This is a genomic window from Affinibrenneria salicis (genome assembly GCF_008710095.1).
Window position 1 is genome coordinate 332,719 of record NZ_VYKJ01000002.1, and the last position, 22,220, is coordinate 354,938.

19 protein-coding genes and 1 pseudogene are annotated in these 22,220 nt (G+C 58.3%); 11 read left to right on the forward strand and 9 right to left on the reverse strand.

The features are described 5' to 3' along the window. Positions 1-126: 126 nt before the first annotated feature. Positions 127-396, reverse strand: coding sequence for a stress-induced protein YchH (gene ychH, locus FJU30_RS06410; protein ID WP_150434147.1), 270 nt, complete (start codon positions 394-396; stop codon positions 127-129). A 297-nt stretch (positions 397-693) separates the two neighbouring features. Between ychH and pth the strand changes: the two genes are divergently transcribed. The 5 genes from pth (at position 694) to FJU30_RS06430 (ending at position 4,013) form a co-directional block, all read left to right on the forward strand. Further along, the gene (gene pth, locus FJU30_RS06415) at positions 694-1,281 is read left to right on the forward strand and encodes an aminoacyl-tRNA hydrolase (protein WP_150434148.1); all 588 of its coding nucleotides are present in this window, start codon (positions 694-696) and stop codon (positions 1,279-1,281) included. Positions 1,282-1,437: 156 nt separating this feature from the next. Beyond that, a complete protein-coding gene (gene ychF / locus FJU30_RS06420) occupies positions 1,438-2,529 on the forward strand; it encodes a redox-regulated ATPase YchF (protein WP_150434149.1) in 1,092 nt (363 codons plus the stop codon). A gap of 36 nt (positions 2,530-2,565) precedes the next feature. Then, the gene (locus FJU30_RS06425; protein ID WP_150434150.1) at positions 2,566-2,766 is read left to right on the forward strand and encodes a hypothetical protein; all 201 of its coding nucleotides are present in this window, start codon (positions 2,566-2,568) and stop codon (positions 2,764-2,766) included. Positions 2,767-2,933: 167 nt separating this feature from the next. Further along, entirely contained in the window at positions 2,934-3,107 is a 174-nt protein-coding gene (locus FJU30_RS26765) for a hypothetical protein (RefSeq protein WP_191091533.1), read from the forward strand. A 120-nt stretch (positions 3,108-3,227) separates the two neighbouring features. Further along, on the forward strand, positions 3,228-4,013 hold the full coding sequence (locus FJU30_RS06430; RefSeq protein WP_150434151.1) for an aminoglycoside adenylyltransferase domain-containing protein: 786 nt from the start codon (positions 3,228-3,230) through the stop codon (positions 4,011-4,013). Between the two features lie 66 nt (positions 4,014-4,079). Here the strand turns inward: FJU30_RS06430 and FJU30_RS06435 are convergent, their stop codons facing one another. Then, the gene (locus tag FJU30_RS06435) at positions 4,080-5,879 is read right to left on the reverse strand and encodes an ATP-binding cassette domain-containing protein (protein WP_223881516.1); all 1,800 of its coding nucleotides are present in this window, start codon (positions 5,877-5,879) and stop codon (positions 4,080-4,082) included. A gap of 217 nt (positions 5,880-6,096) precedes the next feature. Further along, positions 6,097-7,287 (reverse strand): MFS transporter, encoded by a 1,191-nt coding sequence (locus FJU30_RS06440; protein ID WP_150434152.1) that lies wholly within the window; start codon positions 7,285-7,287, stop codon positions 6,097-6,099. Between the two features lie 137 nt (positions 7,288-7,424). On the opposite strand from FJU30_RS06440, the gene FJU30_RS06445 reads away from it, so the two are divergent. After that, entirely contained in the window at positions 7,425-8,312 is an 888-nt protein-coding gene (locus FJU30_RS06445; protein ID WP_150434153.1) for a LysR family transcriptional regulator, read from the forward strand. Between the two features lie 169 nt (positions 8,313-8,481). Next, positions 8,482-8,640, forward strand: coding sequence for a helix-turn-helix domain-containing protein (locus tag FJU30_RS06450; RefSeq protein WP_150434309.1), 159 nt, complete (start codon positions 8,482-8,484; stop codon positions 8,638-8,640). A gap of 116 nt (positions 8,641-8,756) precedes the next feature. On the opposite strand, the gene FJU30_RS06455 is transcribed toward FJU30_RS06450, so the two are convergent. From FJU30_RS06455 to FJU30_RS06470, 4 genes and pseudogenes are all read right to left on the reverse strand, one after another. After that, positions 8,757-9,470 (reverse strand): DUF2195 family protein, encoded by a 714-nt coding sequence (locus FJU30_RS06455; RefSeq protein WP_191091534.1) that lies wholly within the window; start codon positions 9,468-9,470, stop codon positions 8,757-8,759. A gap of 249 nt (positions 9,471-9,719) precedes the next feature. Beyond that, positions 9,720-10,405, reverse strand: a pseudogene (locus FJU30_RS06460) (Tn3 family transposase); the annotation flags it as partial. 368 nt (positions 10,406-10,773) lie between these two features. Then, positions 10,774-11,964 (reverse strand): MFS transporter, encoded by a 1,191-nt coding sequence (locus FJU30_RS06465; RefSeq protein ID WP_150434155.1) that lies wholly within the window; start codon positions 11,962-11,964, stop codon positions 10,774-10,776. Positions 11,965-11,966: 2 nt separating this feature from the next. After that, positions 11,967-12,671 carry a type 1 glutamine amidotransferase domain-containing protein gene (locus tag FJU30_RS06470; RefSeq protein ID WP_150434156.1) on the reverse strand — a complete coding sequence of 235 codons (705 nt, stop codon included), beginning with the start codon at positions 12,669-12,671 and terminating at the stop codon, positions 11,967-11,969. A gap of 150 nt (positions 12,672-12,821) precedes the next feature. Between FJU30_RS06470 and FJU30_RS06475 the strand changes: the two genes are divergently transcribed. Continuing rightward, positions 12,822-13,730 carry a LysR family transcriptional regulator gene (locus FJU30_RS06475; RefSeq protein WP_191091535.1) on the forward strand — a complete coding sequence of 303 codons (909 nt, stop codon included), beginning with the start codon at positions 12,822-12,824 and terminating at the stop codon, positions 13,728-13,730. A 60-nt stretch (positions 13,731-13,790) separates the two neighbouring features. Here FJU30_RS06475 and FJU30_RS06480 read toward each other — a convergent pair whose 3' ends face one another. Continuing rightward, positions 13,791-14,831, reverse strand: coding sequence for a zinc-binding alcohol dehydrogenase family protein (locus FJU30_RS06480; RefSeq protein ID WP_150434310.1), 1,041 nt, complete (start codon positions 14,829-14,831; stop codon positions 13,791-13,793). Between the two features lie 296 nt (positions 14,832-15,127). Further along, entirely contained in the window at positions 15,128-16,117 is a 990-nt protein-coding gene (locus FJU30_RS06485; protein ID WP_150434158.1) for an aldo/keto reductase, read from the reverse strand. Positions 16,118-16,213: 96 nt separating this feature from the next. Between FJU30_RS06485 and FJU30_RS06490 the strand changes: the two genes are divergently transcribed. The 3 genes from FJU30_RS06490 to FJU30_RS06500 all read left to right on the forward strand — a co-directional run bounded on the left by FJU30_RS06490 (position 16,214) and on the right by FJU30_RS06500 (position 21,497). Further along, complete coding sequence (locus FJU30_RS06490) at positions 16,214-17,107, forward strand: LysR family transcriptional regulator (RefSeq protein ID WP_150434159.1); 894 nt, start codon at positions 16,214-16,216, stop codon at positions 17,105-17,107. A 287-nt stretch (positions 17,108-17,394) separates the two neighbouring features. Beyond that, a complete protein-coding gene (locus FJU30_RS06495; RefSeq protein ID WP_191091541.1) occupies positions 17,395-19,173 on the forward strand; it encodes an ATP-binding protein in 1,779 nt (592 codons plus the stop codon). Between the two features lie 14 nt (positions 19,174-19,187). Further along, positions 19,188-21,497, forward strand: a complete 2,310-nt coding sequence (locus FJU30_RS06500) for a hypothetical protein (protein ID WP_150434161.1) — start codon at positions 19,188-19,190, stop codon at positions 21,495-21,497. The last annotated feature ends 723 nt before the right edge of the window (positions 21,498-22,220 follow it).

The following is a 22,220-nucleotide window of genomic DNA, read 5'->3' on the forward strand; positions in this document are numbered from 1 at the left end:
CCGGGATAGTCCGGTTACCGTGAATGCGTGGGAAGCTAACAGGCTGACAACCTGGACATATCAAGGCGTAAAACCGCAGTGACCTGGTTACTGCGGTTTTTTATTGCTGGAAATTAACGCCGCTTATCAGGAGTGGTGTTCGCGCCGGCAGCGTTTATCAAAATGTTTAACCCACCAGTAGCGGTCCGCCACCCTTTCGCGCCCGCCAATTCTTGCCCCGGCCAGCCACAGCACGGCCCCGATGAAGATGCCCATCAGCGCGCTGTTTTCCAAAACCTGCGGTAAATTTAAATCCGGGAATTGGTTCACGATGGAATAACCCACACCGGCGATCATCATGATCATACCGACGCCCATTAAAACATTGCCCAGGACAATTGCATTTTTACGTTTCATCTGTCACCTCCGGACTTCAGCGTGATGAAAAGAGGAGCAGCCATTACATCGCCATCTTTTCCTGGCGCTGTAATTATAGACAACCGGGTGTGGGGGATTGCGCATGAGATCACATATAACGCAAGAGAACGTTAATTATTTGCATAGTCAACAAATATATAACAATAACAAACGTAGAGATTTACAGGATAAACGCGATGTTACGGGCGCTATTTTGTGATTACCACGCTGACTGTGTAAACTAATGCGCTTATTCCCGGCGTTTAATAACGCTACGCGTTAATCTGGAAGGATATCGTGAGTCGTATCAAACTAATCGTTGGCCTTGCTAATCCCGGGGCTGAGTATGCCGCCACCCGCCATAATGCGGGCGCGTGGTATGTCGATCGTCTGGCCGAGCGTCTGCGCCAGCCGCTGAAAGAAGAAAGCAAATTTTTTGGTTACACGGCCCGGCTGAACCTCGCCGGCCACGATGTTCGCCTGCTGGTGCCGGTTACTTTTATGAACCTGAGCGGCAAAGCGGTGGCGGCGATGGCCACCTTTTATCGCATTCAGCCGGAAGAGATTCTGGTGGCCCATGATGAGCTGGACCTGCTGCCGGGCGTCGCTAAACTCAAACTGGGCGGCGGTCACGGCGGCCATAACGGTCTGAAAGACATCATCAGCAAACTGGGCAACAATCCCGGTTTTCATCGCCTGCGCATCGGCATCGGCCATCCGGGCGATAAGAATAAGGTAACCGGCTTCGTACTGGGCAAGCCGCCGCTGAGCGAACAAAAGCTGATCGACGACGCGATCGATGAGGCCATCTCCTGCACGGAAATCCTGTTGCAGGAAGACATGCTTAAAGCAATGAACCGCCTGCACGCATTTCGCGCCGGCTGAGCGCGTGGCGTGGCGTTGGGCGCTGGTTTGACAGCCGGCGTGCAGTCCGGGCGGGAAAAACCGTCATTTATGTGTATAATTGAGCGGAAAATTTTCCTTCAGACAGGCAGAAAATAACAACTGCCTGATTATTAAGTTATTTAAGGTGACAGAAACATGGGATTCAAATGCGGTATTGTTGGGCTGCCTAACGTCGGTAAATCCACGTTGTTCAATGCGCTGACCAAAGCCGGGATCGAAGCGGCCAACTTCCCGTTTTGTACCATTGAGCCGAATACCGGTGTGGTGCCAATGCCCGACCCGCGTCTGGACAAACTGGCCGAGATCGTTAAACCGCAGCGTATTCTGCCGACCACGATGGAATTCGTGGACATCGCCGGCCTGGTGAAAGGCGCTTCGAAGGGCGAAGGTTTGGGTAACCAATTCCTGACCAATATTCGCGAAACCGAAGCCATCGGCCACGTAGTGCGCTGTTTTGAAAACGACAACATCATTCACGTCTCCGGCAAAGTTAATCCGGCGGAAGACATTGATGTCATCAACACCGAGCTGGCGCTGTCGGATTTAGACACCTGTGAACGCGCGATTCACCGCGTACAGAAAAAGGCCAAAGGCGGCGATAAAGACGCCAAAGCCGAACTGGCCGCGCTGGAAAAATGCCTGCCGCAGCTGGAAAACGCCGGCATGCTGCGCTCGCTGGACCTGAGCGAAGAAGATAAAGCAGCCATTCGCTACCTGAGCTTCCTGACGCTGAAGCCGACCATGTACATCGCCAACGTTAACGAAGACGGTTTTGAAAACAATCCGTATCTGGACCAGGTCCGTGACATCGCCGCCAAAGAAGGCTCGGTGGTTGTCGCCGTGTGCGCCGCCGTGGAAGCGGATATCGCCGAACTGGACGATGACGAACGCGACGAATTTATGGCCGAACTGGGACTGGAAGAGCCGGGTTTGAACCGCGTTATCCGCGCCGGTTATGAGCTCCTGAGCCTGCAAACCTACTTCACCGCCGGCGTTAAAGAAGTGCGCGCCTGGACCATTCCCGTCGGCGCTACCGCTCCGCAGGCCGCCGGTAAAATCCATACCGATTTCGAAAAGGGTTTTATCCGCGCGCAAACCATCGCCTATGACGACTTCATTACCTACAAAGGTGAGCAAGGCGCCAAAGAAGCCGGCAAAATGCGTTCAGAGGGCAAAGAGTACATAGTGAAAGACGGCGACGTGATGAATTTCTTGTTCAACGTCTAAATAATTTTGTTGCCTCATGAGGTTTCGCTGAATCTCATGAAAGCCACAAAAACCATAAAATCCACGCAGTTGCGTGGATTTTTCATTGTCAGCCCTAAACCAGCACCTCGGGAGTCGGTGATTGTTTTACATGGGGCCCAAATGTCTGATGCTCAAATTCATGAATTTGATATAAGAGCCGATGCATTATTTAATAAACTTAACTGCTCTCCTTATATTGAAAAATCCCTAATATAAAATTAAGTCAATCAATCAGTAGCAAGTTTAGTCGCGACACAACTCTGCTCCCGAACCAGCCCCAAAATTAAGGATAATCTATGCCTGTAGCCTATCTACACGGCCGGTCTATTCGCTTGTTGAAAAGTGAAACAACGCTTAATGGTATTCAATAAACCAGAGGTACCGTGAGTCTAAAAGGTGTTCCTGTTCCAGCAGAGTTTGAGGAATTCGTTGTTACTGATCCCGGTAACGGAAAATCGCCTGATAGCGCCAAATGGTTAGGCGTCATTTTGCTCACAGCCGATACCGCGCTGCTGCGCGAGCCGCTGGATGCGAGACGGAAACGGCCGCTGACGTAAGCCACAATCTCTCCGGGGCAGAGAATCGTGTAAAATCGCGCGATGACAGATGCAAACGAGGTTATCATCCTTGCACAGCCCTGGACGTTAGCTACGCCGATATAGCGAAATTAATTGACGATGCAGAAAGGTACACCGCAGAAAACTGACCAGATGCAAGCGGCCGTGACGGCCCTGAGTGAGAGTATTGGCAGTGGCCTTCTTGCCGTGTATCTGCATGGCTCCGCTGTATCGGGAGGACTTCGACCGCAGAGCGATATTGATTTACTCGCCATCATCGAGCGCGATATGACCGATGCTCAACGGCGCGATCTGACAACGGCGCTGCTGCATATTTCTGGTCGCCATCCTGCAAGGCCTGGAGGCCCACGCTGCATTGAGGTCATCGCTTTTTGCCAGTCTGACCTGCTCAGTATTGGTTTCCCTGCCCGCGCCAATTACATCTATGGAGAATGGTTGCGTGAGGCGTTTGAGGCGGGACGTCTATCGGTACCCACATGTGATCCCGAGTACACCCTGTTGCTTGAGCAAGCTCGTCAGCAGGCGACGATCCTGTCAGGCGAAAATATCCTGAAGTTTCTGCCGCAAACGCCATTGGAATACGTCCGACTGGCTATTCAGGGCGCACTGCCGATTCTGCTGGATGGGCTTCAGGGGGACGAGCGCAATGTCCTGCTTACGCTCGCCAGAATGTGGCGCACTGCCAGCACCGGGCAGTTTGTTACGAAAGATGTCGCCGCCGACTGGGTGATCCCCCAGATCCCCGAACAGCAGGCCGCCACGCTGAACTATGCGCGTAGAGCTTATTTAGGTGAAATCGTCGACGCATGGGAAGGCCGGCGTGGTGATGCGAAACAGCTAGCCAGGCATTTGCTTGCCTGCATCACCGCAGCCTTGCGCTCTTGAATCCCGGCCCCGGCAGGCTTCCTCCGTCACAGCGTCACAGCGTCACAGCGTCACAGCGTCACAGCGTCACCACGGCGCCGACAGCCAGCCCTGCTCGCTTGCCTGCAGACGGTCTGTCAGCGCCAGGTTGTCCATGAATGCATCGTCATGCGATACCACAACCAGCGTCCCCCGGTAGCTGCGCAACATGGTTTCCAGCGCTAGCGTGGATGGAAGATCGAGATGATTGCCCGGTTCATCCAGCAATAATAGCTGCGGGGGCGGGTCGGCGTAGAGAACGCAAGCCAGCGCGGCTTTCAAACGCTCGCCTCCGCTGAGCGAACCGCTGGGCGTCACGATATTCTGCGCATCCAGTCCGAGTTGTGCCAGGCGCATGCGCAGCTCCCCTTCACCGATCGTGCGGTTGGCTGCCTGTAGCTGTTCGAGCGCCGGCCGCGCTGGATCGAGATTGGCCAGCCGCTGGTCAAGATAGACGCATTGGGGCGTAACGTTGCTGACCCCGGACAGCGGAGTCAGCTGACCAGCCAGCACTTTGAGCAACGTGGATTTACCGCAGCCGTTCGGGCCAACCACGCCCACCCGCTGTTGCCCCCGCAGGCTCAGGTTGATGCGGCGACAGGGCCCCGTGACGAAAGGGAGAACCACGGTATCCAGTTGTGCCACGCGCCGCCGTGCAATCTGCACGACCGGCGATACGTGCAGGGTAATCAGCGACTCATGTTCCACCTGCTCTGCCGCCTCGCTCACTCGATTTACCAGTTGCTGCCGGCAAGCGGCATGCAGCCGACGCAGTTTGCCTGCCGAACCCTCGCTGCGCGCCTTCTGCCGATCCAGCAGAATCCTGGCCTGGTTGGCTTCTTTCCCGTGCCGGTTACCGCGCGCCTGCCTCCGTTCCTGGCGCTGTCGCTGTTCCTGCATTGCCTGTTCTTCGCGCTGGCGTTCAAGTTTACGTTGTTCCAGTCGCTGCAGCGCATTCTGCCGTTCCTGCGCTTTGTTTTGGGCATAGGCCGTGTAATTGCCGCCGTAGCTGCGCAGGCCCTGCGCGGACAGTTCCACGATGCGCGCCATCGTTTCCAGCACCTGCCGGTCATGGCTGACGATCAATAATCCGCGCGGCCAACGCTGTAGCTGTTTGATCAGCGCTTGCCGGTTTGGCCGATCAAGGTGATTGCTGGGTTCATCCAGAATAAGAAAATCTGCCTCCGACAGCATGGCGCTGATTAAGGCGACGCGCATGGCTTCGCCTCCGCTAAGGATGTTCGCCGGCGTTGTGGCATCGAGATACCCGAGTCCGTTGCGCTCCAGCTCATGCTGCAGGCGCTGACGAATGTCCCAGCGCTCCCCCACGGCCTCAAAATCTTCCGGCGCGCTGCTGCCGGACTCAATGCGCGACAAAGCATCCAGTATGTGGCGTACCCCGGCCAGGCTAGCGACGCAGGTGTCGGCGGTTAAATAACGCTCACCGTGCTGTGAGACATCAATGACCAGCGGTAACGTCAGCCGCTGCAGGTCATGGCCGGCAATCAGTAGTGATGTGGTGAGTTCGGTCAACAATAGCGCCTGTATTAATCCCGGCGCGTCATTTAAATTTTTCCCGCCCAGCGCCGATTCGATTTGGGGGAGTACGTGATAGGTCTTGTTGTACTTTTTGTAATAGCGCGCATAGGCCGCGAGGGTATTATCGGCATCGATCAGCGCTTTCCTGTCCTTATCGCCGTGAGTCTGCCTGAGTTTCGTCAACTCTCCGGCCGCCCTCTGTCGAAACGCCTGTAATCCTTCGGTGCTTTCCCGATACTGGCGAATAATCAGAATGCCAAAGGCTACCCCACTGTATTGTTCTGTCATGCGCGGCGATAATGAAATCATCACGTTAATGTCCTTTTGTCCGGCGTGCCATCTTAATATGAGAAACGCTCATTCGGTCAGCGTATGCGGTCGCGCGGCAGAGTCTTGCCGATATGCGGCGCGCCTGTCTTGAAGATAATTGCAGAGATAGCGGAAAATTATCGGGGCTGATCGTTGTGCGAACAAGCTGACGCGGGACGACCGGCCGCCCCCGCGCGTCATCCCGCATCGTGCTGTTTTAGCGCGGGCGAGCCAGCGCCCTGTTCATACCGAAAACCGTTCCCAGTAAAGACGCCAGCAGAAGGCCGATGGCCACCCATGCAAAGGCCCCGGGACCAGTCCGATCCAGCAGAACGCCGCCGACAATGCCGCCGCCGGCCACGGCGGTGTTCCAGCCCGTGGTATACATGGATTGCGCCACATCCACCGATGCCCCGGCCAAGCGGGACAATGCCGTCTGCGTGATGGTGGCAAAGCCGCCGAAAGCAAGGCCCCAGAGCGCGATGCAGGGATAAACCTTCTGCGGAATATCGCCCCAAAGACCCAGCAGCAGCGCGGCGAAAGCGAAGACGACGATGCTGGCCACGGCAAGTGCTGGTAACTGGCGGTCCGCCAGCGCGCCGGCGATCCACAGGCCGAGGATCGCCCCCAGTCCGAAGACGAACAGCACGCTATCCACACGTGAAGACAAACCCGACGGCGCGAAAAAGGGTTCGATGTAAATGTAGAAAATGTTGTGGGCGACGATAAAGGTGAAAACCACCAAAAGCACGGCCCGAATGCCGGTTTTCAGCAACACGTGGGTCAGCGTTTTACGCTGATCCCTGGATTGCCCCGGGAAGTCGGGAACGACGGCGACGATCCACACGATGAGCCCCAGGGACAGCGCCGTCATCAAGCCAAAAGCGCCTTGCCAGCCGATGGTCCGTCCCAGCAACGCGCCGATCGGTACGCCGAGCACCAAAGCGACCGTCGCCCCCGCCCCGGATATCGCAATCGCCCGCCCGCTGAGATGGGACGGGGACATGCGCACGGCATAGCCGGCCAGCAGCGACCAGACGATGCCGCCAAAGACGCCGGCAAAGAAACGTGCGGCCAGGGAGAGGCTGTAGCTGGCGGAAAGCGCAGTGACGAGGTTGACCACGGCAAAACCCAACATCGCGATCAACAGCAGTGGGCGTCGCCGCATCCCCTGCGTCAGCGTGGTGACCGGAATCGCCGCGGCCAGCGCTCCTGACGCATAAGCGGTGATGAACTGGCCCGCCAGACTTTCCGACACCTTCAATCCCTGCGCAATCGGTGAAAGTAATCCCGCCGGCATGATCTCGGTCAGCAACGTAATAAAGGCGGCCATCGCCAGGGCAAGCAGCCCGGCCAGATGAAGGCGCTCCGTACCGCCGGCGCGGGCCGCTGTCGTTGTTTCATTCATCAATCACATTTCCTCACGTGGATATCATCCTGCCCTTCATCGCGGGCGACTTCACCATGATGACCGGTCGTGAACGGAAGAAAAACAGGTTACAGTGAACAACACTCATGACAAAAAAGTCATCAATGGCATTTTTTATGGAAAATATTGCTCCACTCGATATTTTTGTCCGCGTCGGCGATTCCCGCAGCTTCACCTCGGTTGGGCAGCAGTTGGGTATTTCCGCGTCGGCAGTCAGCAAAACCATTGCGCGGCTGGAAAAACGACTGAACGTGCGCCTGTTTCATCGCTCCACCCGCACCGTCAGTCTGACGCCCGAAGGCACGCAATTTCTGGCGCGCTGCCGGCGCATTTTGCGCGAACTGGAAGACGCCGAGGCCGAACTCTTACAAAGTCAGGACACCCCGCAAGGCAGGCTGCGCATCAGTCTGCCTTCGGTTGGCACGCTTTTCATGCCAGCCCTGGGGATATTCAAACGGCGCTATCCAGATATCGCGTTGGATATCGATTACTCGGATCGTCTGGTGGATGTGATCGACGAGGGGTTCGATGCGGTAATCCGCACCGGCGAACCCCGCGACTCCCGGCTGGCGGCGCGTAGAATCGGCTCTTGCCGCAAGGTGATCGTCGGCGCGCCCGTCTATTTCGACCAGGCGGGTATTCCCCTCAGGCCGGAGGATCTGGCAAACCATTCGTGTCTGCTCTATCGCTTCCCCAGTACGGGCAAGCTCGACGTCTGGCCGTTGCGGCATACGGCCGACATGTCCGCCAGCGCGCTTTCGGCCAGTCTGGTGACCAACAGTCTCGATCCGCAGGTATGCTTCGCCGAACAGGGACTGGGTATCGCCTGTGTTCCAGAGATCGCCGTGCGCCGCCAGTTACGGCAAGGCAATTTGATCACCGTGCTGGATGACGACAACCACGACAGCATGGTGTTCCATGTGTTGTGGCCGTCGGGTCGCCATCTTTCGCCGAAGATCAGAGTCTTCGTCGACTTCATTGCGGAAAACCTGTTTCCTCTCTGAACGAGGCCGCGGCCCGGGGAAAATATCGTTTTTCGGCCCAGGTGGACACGCGCGCCGTTAGCGCCGCCGGATGGCGGTTCAGGCAGGGGCGGAGAAATCCGCGTCGGGTGGTCACATGCCGGTACTGCAAACCCTGTCTGAATCGCCACCAGAAAGGGGCGCAGTGAATATGACTATACAGCACAACGACTGGCATCCGGCCGACATCATCGCCGCTTTACGCAAGAAAGGAACGTTCATTAGCATAACGTCCGCTGTTGGCCCAGAGCCGCCTGTCAGGTTAAGTTCAGCCCGGTGCCATAACAGTGTCAGATCAAGTCGCGACTAATACAGTTTATTCAAAAATATGCATGTCGCACATTCTACCGAGATCAAAAAAACCTCCCTATTACTCGACAAGAACTTGGCGTAGGAACAATGATCTTGCCCCTGTTCCGCGGATCGCTATTTAGGTGTCGCGCAGTTCAGGTCCAGCTCGATGCCGCTCTCACGTACGACATTCGCGTCCGCCGACAGGCGCAGCATAAATTGATAATTGTCGTGGGTATCCAGCGTGCCACGGGTGAGATCTTTGCGCGGTGCGCCGGTTCTGACAACATAGTCGATCTGCTGCGAAGGGCAGCCGCAGGCGTCCAGCTTCGTCAAGACCAGCGGATACACGCTCTGCGTCCAGGTGCTGTCTTCCTCGCGGGGCCGCTGCGCGCGCACTTGTACGCATTGCATGTCGCGAACCAGCTTGATCGACGGCACGGCGATGGGGGCCTGCTTCGCGCTCGGTTCTGGTGCTCGCTTTAAGGGATAGGTGCCATCACTCGTTGTTAAAAACAACGTCGAGCCTCTCAACTGCAACGTCCCTTTAAGTTCTAAGACACGCGGAATATCGGAGATGCCGCACTTGCCGAGTATCTTCCAGAGGTTACTTCCAATGGATTTTACCGAAGCGATCTCGCAGCCACCGTCCGGTCCCAGTATTATCCGTCGATTATCAAAATTGATTTTTAGGTCATCACTACCGACCCAATATCCAGTTAGGGTTTCGGCAGCGCAGGATGGTGGTGCGAAGGCCATAGAGATCACGAGGGTAAGTCCCAAAGCACTAAGCTTCACCGGTATTTGCGCAGCCCTACCGATCGGTTTCCGGCTATTCTGGTCGTTCATTCTCGTCATCTTCCTAAAATTTCTGGATCTATCCGGCATCGTTCCATAAGAGTCGCTTGATCTTGCCCCTGTTCCGCGGACGTCCGGCTAAGCAACATGGGTCAGCTCAAACTGCTCTGGGCTGAGGTAGCCCAGAGTCGAGGAAACAAGAGAGGGCGGGTGGCCAAAAACGTTTTGAGTTGCATCATATCACTCGGGTGGCTTTGTTGAATAGTGAGCCTCTCTGTAGCGGGGTTTGAGGGCCAATGGAACGAAAGGTTTCCATGGACGGCTAATGATTTCCTTTGGTGCGTCATCAAAATACTGCCGCCGTGAGCTGAACTCGAGGCTGAGGTAATCGCAGGCATTCAGGGTGGAACTCCCGGCGGGAGCGGCTGAAAATTTAACGGTATTCAGCAGATGGGGCAGAAAACGACGAGCCCTCCCGTACTGCTCCAGCATTTCATCATTAAAGTTATCGTCTGAAGGCCGGGCAATTTCACGGACAAGTGCGATGATTTCGGCCAGTTTTTGCCTGGGGATGTGGCTGAATACTTCAGCCCGGATTGATTCGTCCGGTGTTTCTTCTTTCAGCAGGTACGAACACGCGCCAGCGCAGATTTATCCAGATCCTTCAGCGATCGGAGCCGCCTTTTCTGCCCAATCTTTCTGGCGTCACGGATGATGACAGCCAGCATGGCGTCCAGAACGTCCAGTGCATCATCCAGCGCCAGTGTCTCCCATGCAAGGACAAAGGCAACCAGTATCGCAGTCCTTTTCTGCGGAGCCATCCTGGCGATATTGAACACCGAAGTCATTCCCGCATAACGAGCGAGATTTTTCAGACGTACAGCCGGGATCTCGTTCAGGCTTTCATTATGAAGGCCAAAATCGCTCAGCATTTTCCAGCGATCAATTGCCTCATTAAACGCCGGGCCGCTGATGTTGACCGGGCCTCATCGAATGCCACTTTCCTGAAGTTCGACGGTATTCGCTGTATGGCCGAAATCAATATTTCCGGTGGCCAGATTAATTTTAAACGGACGTAGGTTATTCCACCTGATGATGAGCCGACGCCGGTGGAGTAAAATCAAACAGATTGAACGATAAATTTCTTAATTTTTTGTACGGCCTGTTTTTTTTACATGCTGTAAGAGAATTACAATTACCATCCAATCTTTTCCCAGTTCAGCCCACTTAGTCCCACAGTTATCTTGCAGACTCTGTATTATTTATCTCACTTCTAATCATGCTAACCAGCCAGACCCGGCATGATTACTTCGCCCAGTCGCCCATGAGCCGGGGAGTGATGTCACCTGCCCCGCTATCCGGAAATATTCACGTCTGGCGTTTCGGTTCCGCGCATCTGCCTCAGCATCCAAACCATCCCCAGTCCTGCGACAGTCGCGCCCACCCAGGCCGTGCTGGTTAGCCCCATCGCTTCCAGGCTGGCGCCGCCCAGTAACGATCCCAATGCAATACCGCCATTAAAGCCTGCGATATTCAGCCCGGCAGCCACCGCCAGCGCCTGCGGCGCATGGCTGTGCGACAGCTCAATCACCCGCGCCTGCAAGGCCGGCACCGCCGCGTAGGTCAGCGCGCCCAGCAGCCCCGTCAGCAGCACCATCAATGGCAACGATGGCGCCGATAGCCATATCGCCAGCAGCACCGCAGTCAGACCGATCAGCACGCTCATTACCGCGAAGTCCGCGCCCTTGCGGTCGGTCAGGCGTCCGCCCCATACGTTGCCGATGGCCGCCATCACGCCGTAGCCCAGCATTAGCAGGCTGACCGTGCTTTCGCTAACTGTCGTTACCTGCAGCAGGATCGGTGAAATGTAAGTGTAGAGCGCAAACGACCCGGCATAGGCCAGTACGGTAATGCCGGCCCCGGCCAGCAAACGCGGATTGAACATCGACTTCAGTCCGTCCATCGCGTTGGCCTGCGGAGCGTGCTGCCGATCCGCCGGCATCAGGAGCAACAACCCCAGGAAACCGATGGCGCCGCTTGCGGCCACGGCCATGAAAATAACCTGCCAGCTTAATACGCTGCCCAGCCAGGTGCCGAGCGGCACGCCCAGCGCCAGGGCCAGCGTCAGGCCGCCGAACACCACCGCCACCGCCGTGCCGGCGCGATGCCGCCCCGCCAACTGCGTGGCGACACTGGACGCCACGGCGAGAAATACGCCATGCCCCAGGCCCGAAGCAAAGCGGGCGGCCAGCATGGGCGTCAGCGTATCGGACAGGCTGACCAGCGTATTGCCCAGCGTGAACAGCCCCATTGCCAGCAGCAGCAGTCGCTTGCGCGGCCAGCGCGTGGCGAGCGCGGTCAGGCCCGGCGCGCCGATCACTGCCCCCAGCGCATAGGCCGTGACCGCCGTGCCGACCTGGCCGACGCTGGCGTGCAGGTCGGCGGAAATGGTGGACACCAGCCCGATGGTGACGAACTCGGTGAAGCCCAGGGCGAACGCGCAAAGCGCGAAAACGTAAATGACGAAAGGCATACGTTCATTCATGATTAGCTCCGTTCCCCGGATGCCGTCGTCAGCAACGGCAACATCGCTTCGGCCACGCCGCGGGCCGAAGCCGGGTTCTGGCCCGTCACCAGCCGCTCGCTGACTACCACCTGCGGCTGGAAGTCCGGCGCGGAAATATGCCTGGCGCCGCGCGCCTGCAAGGCGTCCGCCAGCAGGAACGGTACGGTGCCGTACAGGCCGACCGCGCGCTCCTCGTCGTTGGTAAAGGCGGCCACATCCTTGCCCGCGACCAGATGGCGGCCATCGGACAGCCTGATGTTCACCAGTCCGGCCGGGCCGTGGCATACCGCCGCGACCACGCCGCCGCGATCGTAGATGCGCGTCGCGATGGCCGCCAGTTCGGCGCTGTCCGGGAAATCCCACATCGCCGCGTGTCCGCCGGCGTAGAAAATCGCGGCATAATCGTCTGGCTCCACCTGCGCAGGCGCCAGGGTGTTGCCGGCGGCGCTTCTCAGGTCCGCATCATGCCAGAAAGCGGCATTGATCGGGTCGTCCAGATCGAGGCCGTCAACGTGCGTTTTGCCGCCCCTGGGGCTGACAAAATCGACGCCATAGCCCGCGTCGGCCAACACCCGATGCGGGTGCGCGACTTCCGACAGGTAGAAGCCGCCCGGCGCCGCACCGGCGTCGTCTGCCGCGCCTTTGCGGTCATGGCTGGTCAGGACGAAAAGAATGCGTTGGCTCATCAGAAACTCCTCATAGGGTACGGCGCCGGTCATACCCCGATTAGAGAACATGACCGGCGCAACATTAGGGATAACGGCTGCCATTCTGACGGTTCTGCTATATCCTTTAAATGACCAAAATCGACAAACACTTTCCCCGGAATGGACCAAATGACCCTGCGTAATCTGGATGACCTGGCGGTATTCGTGCATGTGGTGGAACACCACAGTTTTTCCGCCGCTGCTCGCGACCTGCACCTGGCGCCCAAGACCGTCAGCAAGCAAATTGCCCGGCTGGAACAGGCGCTGGGCACCACGCTGTTCGAGCGCAATACCCGCAACCTGCGCATTACCAGCGAAGGCCGCGCCATCGCCGAGCGCGCGCGAACGGCTCTGGCGGTGCTGGAAGAAATGCAGGAACTGGCGACCGGCGGCAGCGAGGCGCTGAGCGGCGACATCCGCCTGACCGCGCCTACCCCGTTCGGCCGCAAGTTCGTGGCTCCGGCGATCCACGATTTCTGCCGCCTGCATCCCCGAGTCGGCTTCGACCTGCGTCTGTCCGATCAGGTGCAGGATCTGTATAGCGGCGACCTGGATCTGGCGATCCGTATGGGCGAATTGGCCGACTCGCGCCTGGTGGCGCGTCGCGTGGCCGACAACCGGCGCATCCTGGCGGCCTCTCCCGACTACCTGAACGCGCACGAACAACCCACGCAGCCGGAAGAGCTGGCGCGGCACAACTGCCTGGTGTTCGCCTATCCCGGACTGCTGCAAAATAGCTGGCCGTTGCGCAAGGGGCGCAGGGAGAAGACTGTCGCAGTCAGCGGTACGCTATGCAGCGATAACGGCGACGTGCTGCATGCATGGTGTCTGGCCGGACTGGGCATTTCGTTGCGCGAGACCTGGGATATTCACGACGAACTGAGCGATGGACGGCTGGTGCGCGTATTGCCGGAGTGGGAAGCCACGCCCTCGAAGATCAGCATCGTGCGGGCGCGACGCGAACCCGTACCGCGCCGGCTGACGGCGTTCAGCGATTTTCTGTTCGAGCGCTGGCGGCAGGCGCCCTGGGATCGCTGAGGCGACTAACGAACATAATGTCGCCGACAAGACGACATAACGACGCGCCGCGGCAGGCGGTTATCGTCCCCGTCTGGCCGTATCGTGCGCCGAACGCGCCACGACCACCTTGCCGGTAATGCCGCCGTGCTCGACTAACCGATGCGCCTCGATCAGGCGGGCGGCGTTAAGCGGGTGCAGAACATGGCTGACGGTTGAACGCAATACGCCGGCGTCCACCAGGGCGGCCACTTCATCGAGGATGCGGTGCTGCGCAATCATATCCGTCGTGCGGTACAATGGACGCGTGAACACCATTTCCCAATGCAACGATACGCTTTTAGCTTTAAACGGCACCGCGTCCAGCGTGTCGTGATCGTCAATAATGGCTATCCGACCCTGCGGTTCAATCAGTTGCGCCAGATCGGCCAGGTGATCGCCGGTACGGGATAACGCCGCAATATGCGTGACCGGCGGCGCAGGCAGCGAGTCGATCTGTTCAGGCAGCGCCCGTCCGTGATCAATGACGTGGTGGGCTCCCTGCGCCAGGCACCAGTCGCGGCTCTGCGGGCGCGACGCCGTGGCGATCACCGTCAACCCGGTCAGGCGCCGCGCAAGCTGGATCAGCAGAGAACCGACGCCGCCTGCCCCGCCCAACACTAACAGGCTGCCGGCATAGGCCGGTTTGCCGGGCGCGACGCCAAGGCGTTCGAACAGCAATTGCCAGGCCGTTAGCGATGCCAGCGGCAGCGCGGCCGACTCGGTAAAACTCAGCGTCTCAGGCATATGTCCCACCAGACGTTCGTCCACCAGATGGAGCTGCGCGTTGCTGCCGCTGCGGTCGAAAGATCCCGCATAGTAGACCGCCTGACCGGGGCGAAACAGCGTGACCGCATCGCCGACCGCCTCGACGATGCCGGCGGCATCCCAGCCCAGGGAACGGACGCTCTCGGGCACGGCGACCAGACCGGCCCGCACTTTGGTGTCGAGCGGATTGACGGAAACGGCGCGTACCGCCACCCGCAGGTCGTGCGGACCCGGTTGCGGGCATGTTGAGTCGATGTCGGTGAGGCAGTCAGGCTCCGACAGATCGGCGTATTTGCGAAATGCAATCGCGGCCATAGCGGGGAGCGAGGTTGTCATCTCACACCTCCAGCGCATCGGGCATATCGGCGTCGATACGCGCAGGCCTGACGACGCGTCCGCTCGTCGCGCCCTGTTCGGTACAATAGCGCGATCGATATAGTCTCGGGAAAACGTAAGTTAGCGATAGTCAAAACACGCACCTTTCTTCATGGATAGTCGCCATGATGATAGAGACGCCGCGTTTAAAGAAAAAGCAGGGTACGGTTCCCTGCTTTGAGGACATAAATGTCCGCAATGAATGAAGCAGGCGGACGAATAAATCCTTACGATAATTAGGTTTCAATCAGCGCCAGCTCGCCCGCCGGGTAACGCGCTCCGTCGATCGCATCCGGCGTGAAAATCGCGGCCAGTTGATCCGCCTCCGTCCGGGTGAGCGTAATCTCCGCCGCGGCGATATTCTCTTGCAGATGAGTCAACCTGCGGGCGCCGGGAATCGGCACAATATGGTCGTCCTGAGCCAGCAGCCAGGCTAGCGCAATCTGTGCCGGCGTGGCCGACTTCTGATTCGCCATTTCGCACAGGCGGCCAAGCAGCATTTGGTTCGCCGCCATCGCTTTTTCGCTGAAGCGCGGCAACGTGCGGCGGAAGTCATTATCCGCCAGCGACGCGACGTTCATTTTTCCTGTCAGCCAGCCCCGGCCGAGCGGACTGTAAGGCACGAAACCGATGCCCAGTTCCCGCGCCGTCGGCAGCACGGCTCGTTCAGGGTCGCGCGACCACAGCGAATATTCACTCTGCACCGCCGCGATTGGGTGTACCGCGTGGGCGCGGCGCAGTGTTTGCGCTGAAATCTCGCACAGACCGAGGTGCAGAACCTTGCCTTCGTTCACCAGTTTCGCCATCGCGCCGACCACCTCTTCGACGGGAACCCGGGGATCGAGACGATGCTGGTAAAGCAGATCGATACGATCGGTGCGCAGCCGCCTGAGCGATGCCTCGACGACGTCGCGAATATGCTCCGGCCGGCTGTCTACGCCGTGCATGCGCTCGATACCGGTGCCCTCGTCACGGATGGCGAAACCAAACTTAGTGGCGATCTGTACCCTGTCGCGTATCGGCGCCAGCGCTTCCCCCAGCAGTTGCTCATTCTCGAAGGGGCCGTAAACCTCAGCCGTATCGAAAAAAGTGACGCCCGAGTCAAAGGCGGCGCGCAAGGTGCGTATGGCGTCAGGCTTCGGCGCGCCGCCATACGCAAAACTCATCCCCATACAGCCGAGTCCAAAGGCCGATACTTGCAGATTGCCGAGCAAACGGGTCTTCATTTCATTCTCCTGTCGTTGATCTGCCCTGATTATGAAAGCTTTATTTGTGCGATGATATAGATCAATAATGCACAATCTGTTCGATGGGGTTCATCAATGACGCTGGACAACGATCTCTTTCCCGCGCTCAATTACTTTGCTGCCATTGCCCGCCACGGCAGCTTTCGGGCGGCCGCGCGCCATCTCAATATGTCGCCTTCGGCCGTCAGCCATGCGATCGCCATGCTCGAACGGCGGCTGGGGCTGAAATTGCTTAGCAGGACCACGCGCAGCGTCGCCCTGACCCCGGAAGGGAAAGTGGTGCTGGAAGGTCTTGACCCCGCCCTCGAGCGGATTAAGGATGCCATCGACACGGCAAAGGGATTGGCGCAGGCCATCGCCGGCAGCCTGCGTATCGCGGCGCCCCGCACGGTCAGCGAATTTCTGCTGACGCCGCTGTTGCTCGCCTTCAGCCAGGCGTATCCACGCATTGCCGTCGAACTGCACGCCGACGATGCGCTGCAGGATATTGTTGCCGGCGGGTTCGACTTCGGCGTACGCTTTGGCGACAGACTGGAGCAGGATATGATCGCCGTGGCGATCGGCGCGCCGACGCGGGTGCTGCTCGTCGCTTCGCCCGACTATGTGCGGGAAAATGGGCTGCCGGTCACGCCAGACGATGTTCAACGCCACCGTTGCCTGGGACGACGTTTCCCCGGCGGCGGTCTGTTCGCATGGCATTTTTTCCACGGGCAAGAGCAGAGAACATTCACGCCCGACGCCATACTGACCTTCAGTGACGATCTCCTGCTGCGCCAGGCGGCGCTCGCCGGCGCGGGAATTGGCTTCGCATTCGAAGAAACCGTGCGGAACGAGATCGCGGTCGGTCGGCTCGTCGAAATTCTGCCAGACTGGGCGAGCGCCCCTGAACGTTGTTATCTCTACTGGCCCGGGAATCCTGTCGCCCGCCCTGCGGCGCGCACGTTCATTGACTTTGCGAAGCGCTATTAGCGACGCTATTGTCCGCCGGTCAACGGCGCCGACCGTTCAGGATAATGGCGCACACCGGTTTAAAACCGACTGGCGAGATGTAGCGGCCGTAGCGACGCGCGGCAGCCGCACTACGCCGCACGGCCATAACGCCAGGAGCCGGCCGATGCGTAATCGAACTTCCCAAAGTCCTTAATATCGAGAATAATAACTTCCAGGTTGTTGATAAAGGGAAATATACGTTGGAAAGTACGCCTCCGCTGTCGTCAATTGTACAGCATCAAACCCCGGTTAATTTGAGCGGTTTAATGCAGGTGCTCAGCCAGCATCTCTACTCTACGCCGATGGTTGCCATACGTGAGCTGGTGCAGAATGCGCATGACGCAATTATCCGGCGCCGGCTGGAAGAGCCGCAGTGGCGGCAACCGGCCAGTATCCACGTGCGCTGCGATCCGGCGATCCCGGCTATCACCATTACCGATGTGGGATCCGGTCTGACCGAAGAGGAAATTCATCAATATCTGGCGACGGTCGGCGTCGGCTACACGCGCGGATTGCGTCAGAGCGACGATGACACCGGTCTGATCGGCATGTTCGGTCTGGGTTTCGCCTCCGCCTTTGTGGTGGCGGAAAAGGTGACGCTGACCACCACCTCCTGGCAGCAACCCGACGTTAGCTGGCGCTACCGCTCGACCAACGGCGAGTCCTACAGCATCGAACCGGCGACCGGGCACCCGGTCGGTACCACGATCGAGCTTACGCTGAAGTCGGAGTTTGTCGGTCTGGCCAACGCCGGCCATCTCAGCGCAGTTCTGAGCCGCTACTGCGCGTTGCTGCATGAGCCGGTGTTTGTCGGCGATGAAGAAGTCGCCATCAACCACATTACCCCGCCCTGGCGCGAACAAAACGGCGACGGCGTCTCTCTGCATCCGGCGCTGGTGCAAAAGCGCCATCTGGAATTCGCCGCCCGCTTTGAGCAACGCTTTACGCCCTTATGCGTCCTGCCGGTGGAGCCGGCCGGCGACAGCGATGCCGTCGGCATCCTCTGGTTACAGGATGGCGCGACCTACGGCACCAGCGACAACCGTAATTTGTCGCTGTTCCTGCGCGGCATGTTGATTGACGACCAGGCGCGGGAACTGCTGCCGCCCTGGGCGGGTTTCGTCGGCGGCGTTATCGAATCAAACCGCCTGACGCCGACCGCCAGCCGTGAAGATCTGCAGCGCGATGGCCGTTACCAGGCGACGCAAATAGCGTTGAATGAGTCGTTAATCAACGGGCTGGCCTCGTTAGCCAAAAACCAGCCCGAAATCTGGCGCCGGGTCATCGCGCGCCATAATGAGGCGCTGATGGGCGCGGCGCTGTGCGATGAACGCCTGTTCGATCTACTGAAAGACGATCTGAATGTGCCGACCTCGCAGGGCGAGATGCCGGTAAAAAAACTGCGGCGCGATAACACCCTGACGCTAATGCTGGGCGAGGACGGCGGATTTGAAGCGATGCTGTTCCGTCTGCTGCAGCGCCCGGTCGCCCTGGGCTATCGGTATGCCGTGGTGCCCTTTCTGCGCCGCTGGGCCCAGAGCTACTCGACCAGGTTAATCGAAATCGGCACCAGGTCCGGCAATCAGCAACTGTTCGCCCTGCAGGATATCTCCTCGCAGGAGGAGGCGTGGTGGAAAGAGCGGCTGCTGGATGATGAAGCCTTTATCGCCGCTCGTTTCGAGCCTGAATCTCTGCCGCTCATCGTGGTGACCGACCGCGAAGCGGAACTCAAAAAACGTCTGGAACAGGACGATGCCGATAAACGGATGAGCACCGCCGCGTTAATGCTGGCGCGTCAGTTCAGCCAAAAAATAGTTCAAACCCAAACCCAACTTCTGTATTTGAATTTTTCCAATCCGGCCGTCCGGGCGCTATCGCAGTGCTGGAAGGCGGGCAAAACGCCTGACGACGGCGCATTCTGCCTGTTAAAAAGCCTGAAAGTCTTACTGGCGGCGCAGGCCCCGGAATATCAGGAAGGCAAACTGCAGCAGGCGCTGGAAAACTTTAGCCAGGTGATCACCCGCCAGGCGAATAATTTATTATAACTGGAGCAATGAGCATGGATATTTGGCAATGGTATCGTCAATACCAGCAGGATATGTGGGAATCCGGTCAGAATTATCCGGTCAGACTGGTGGATGATTTTATCGATTCCGTCGTGGATATTCAGTACGGTAAAACGGAGGCGCTGTTGCCGGAGCTGCGCGCGCTGAAGAAAACCGCCAATAATCCCTGGCTTGAGGTACTGATCGGCCACTGGGAAATGCGTCACCGGCTGAATAACGCCCGCGAAGGACAGACGGCGCTCAGCGACGTGGTGGCGCTCTATGAGCGCGCTCACCGCAGCGACGCCGCGGAATGCCCGCAATCTATCTGCGTCACTCAGGACCTCAGCCATTGCTACGCCAACCTGGATGCGCCGGGCTGGGCCGACGAGCGCATCGCGGTATGCCAGGAAACCATGGACAAGATCGATCCGCTGTGGAGCTGCTATCAATGCCTGTCGGAAGAGCAGTTTCTGGCGATGATTGATAAGGGCGACTATGCGCAGGCGCTGGATTTCGTGCGTCGGCAGATCGCCAACATTCAGGCGGCGGGCGAAGACGACGTCGACGGACTACGCGAAGACGAAGCCATTGGCCTGATGATGCTGCAGCAATACGACGAGGCGCTTGCGGTCATTAACGCCGTGATTGACAACAGCGATCCGAACGACAGCGCACAGACTCGCGAAACGCAGGCCATGATCAAGCTGCTGATTCTCGCCACCATGGGACAAGACGAAGAGGCGTGGCGCCTGCTGCCGCCGCCTGCGGCGGTCACGCCGCATATTTCCATGCGCTGGACCGCCGTCGTCGGCCTGTTGCTGGCGCGCGCGCCCGAAAAAAACAGCTGGCAAATCGGCCGCGTGCTGCAGCAGGTGCTGGAGCAGCGGGAACGGGTCGGCGCGCATCGCGATGTGATCACCGTAGCCAAAGTTCATATCAGACTGGCGCTGGGCCGCCAGGCCATTTGGGTTGCGCGCCGCGCGCTGGCCATCGCCCAGACGCATCTTGCCGAATTGCGCAGTCCGCTGGGCGACGATCGGGCTTTAGCGGCATTGGCCGACGAGATTTCGGTCCACGCCCTGCAGACCAGTCTGCCGGTGCCGGCGGATCAGTTGATGAGCTGGCTGGAGCAACGCGCGGACGAGGAGCGCGATCCGGAACAGGAAGTTGAATGGCTAACGCTGGCCGTGTCTGAGCGACCGGACGATCAACCCCTGCAACTGCTGGCGGCATCGGCGCTGCAGGCCTGCGCCGCCGAACGCCAGGCCGCCGAACTGCTGGAAGCGTGGGTGCAACGTCACCCGGAAGAAGAAAGCGAAATCGTTTACCAGCTATTACAGCTGCTGTTGCGCGCCGGCAATTTTTCCCGTATCGAACAACTGGCGGAGCATTACCAGGCCGGCATGCCGCACGTGGCGCTTTGGTATCGGATCCAGGCGGCGCAGGCGCAGGAAGACTGGGAAAAAACCGAACGACTGTGCATGCAGATGACGCAATTGGCGGGTATGGAAAACAAGATCTCCCCGTGGATGATCGCGGGCGTTGCGGCGATGAAACTCAAAGGGTTCGACCGCGCGCTCGCCTGCTACCAGCAGGCGCTGATACGTATTGACGCTCAGGAAATGTCGCCGGTTAACGCCCTTTGGGATGCGATGACCGCCGCCAGCGCCCTGCAGGACTGGCCGACGGTACGGGCGCTATCCGCTCGTCTGGAGATGACATTCTCCAGCGATGAGGGGCCGATCGAAGAGAACTGGGGATGGGTTCGCCTGCGATTTTGGGAAGATCATGAATATCGCTACTATCTGGCGCTGCGCACCGGCCCGGTTACGGCGATCGTTCGTCAGCCCGGATACAATAATGCGGTTCAGCATTTCAACGATCTGGTGGTGTTCGACGCGGCGCTGCTGAACGAGCAGCCGGAAACCGAAGAAGAAAAAGAGCACTTCATTGGGCTGTATGACGTCGTTCACGTGGTTAAATCCGGCCAATACGCGCCCGCCTGGTTTATTGACGGCGTCGCGCCTGGCCAGGAGGCCTTCCAGCAACTGGCCGACCAACTCGAAGCGGAACGCTGCTATGTGTGGGTAACCAGCGACGACGACTACCAGGTGGTGGATAGCCAGGCCGGCGATACGCCGTTGCCGGGCCTGCATTTTGTGTTGTCCGCGCCGTTGGATATGCCGGAACAGAACATTGACTCGCTGCTGAGCCGGCTTACCGCCGGCTGGCAACATCAGCCGCACTGGCTGGCGTTAGCGCGCAAAGCCGGGCTGGATGAGAGCCGCCATCTTGCCACTATCGAACGTTATCAGCTGTAACAAATAAGCCCGTCATCGCGGCGGCTCCGGACGGGGCCGCCGCGTGTACTGCCCCGCTATCTCGCAAACCTGAAATATTTAGCCGCTGTCTCTGCAATGCTCATCGCCCTCAGGCAACAGAAAAATCATCTGACTGAAATAATAAAACAAACGGGAGTTTGCTATTCTGATCAACGCGATCTCAGCGCGGGTTAATCAACGTGATGATGACCTATGGGCGGTCTGAAACAAGCGATGTCTTCGTTGGCGCATCAACGTAACATCATAAAAACAATTTTCTTAAAAGATAAAAGGGATGCATCATGGTAAAGCAAAAAAAATATTTCCAGCCAATCGATTTAGATAAAAACTTTTGTATCTTGATGATGTTATTGATCATCAACACGCTGCTTTTTAATACCGGCGTGGTCAAGACCGGCACTAACATTTTAATCGGCATGCTGGTCGCCGTTAATTTCGTACCGCCCATGGTTAATGTGAAAAAATTATGGTTTTACCGGACCGTGGTTGCATTATGCTCCGTATTATTGTTGATATCGGTGTATCGGTTCTTTAAATAGTCGCCCTTCACCAGGGCTGGCCTGCGGCCGCGCAATTTTGTTCAAGACAAACGAAAACGCCTTCCCTTCAATAACCCCCTCCACTCCACATCAGATCGCGAGACAAATCTCCGCATCAGCGCTGCGGCCTGGCGTGCTACCGTAGCGCTGGCGCAAGAGAAAT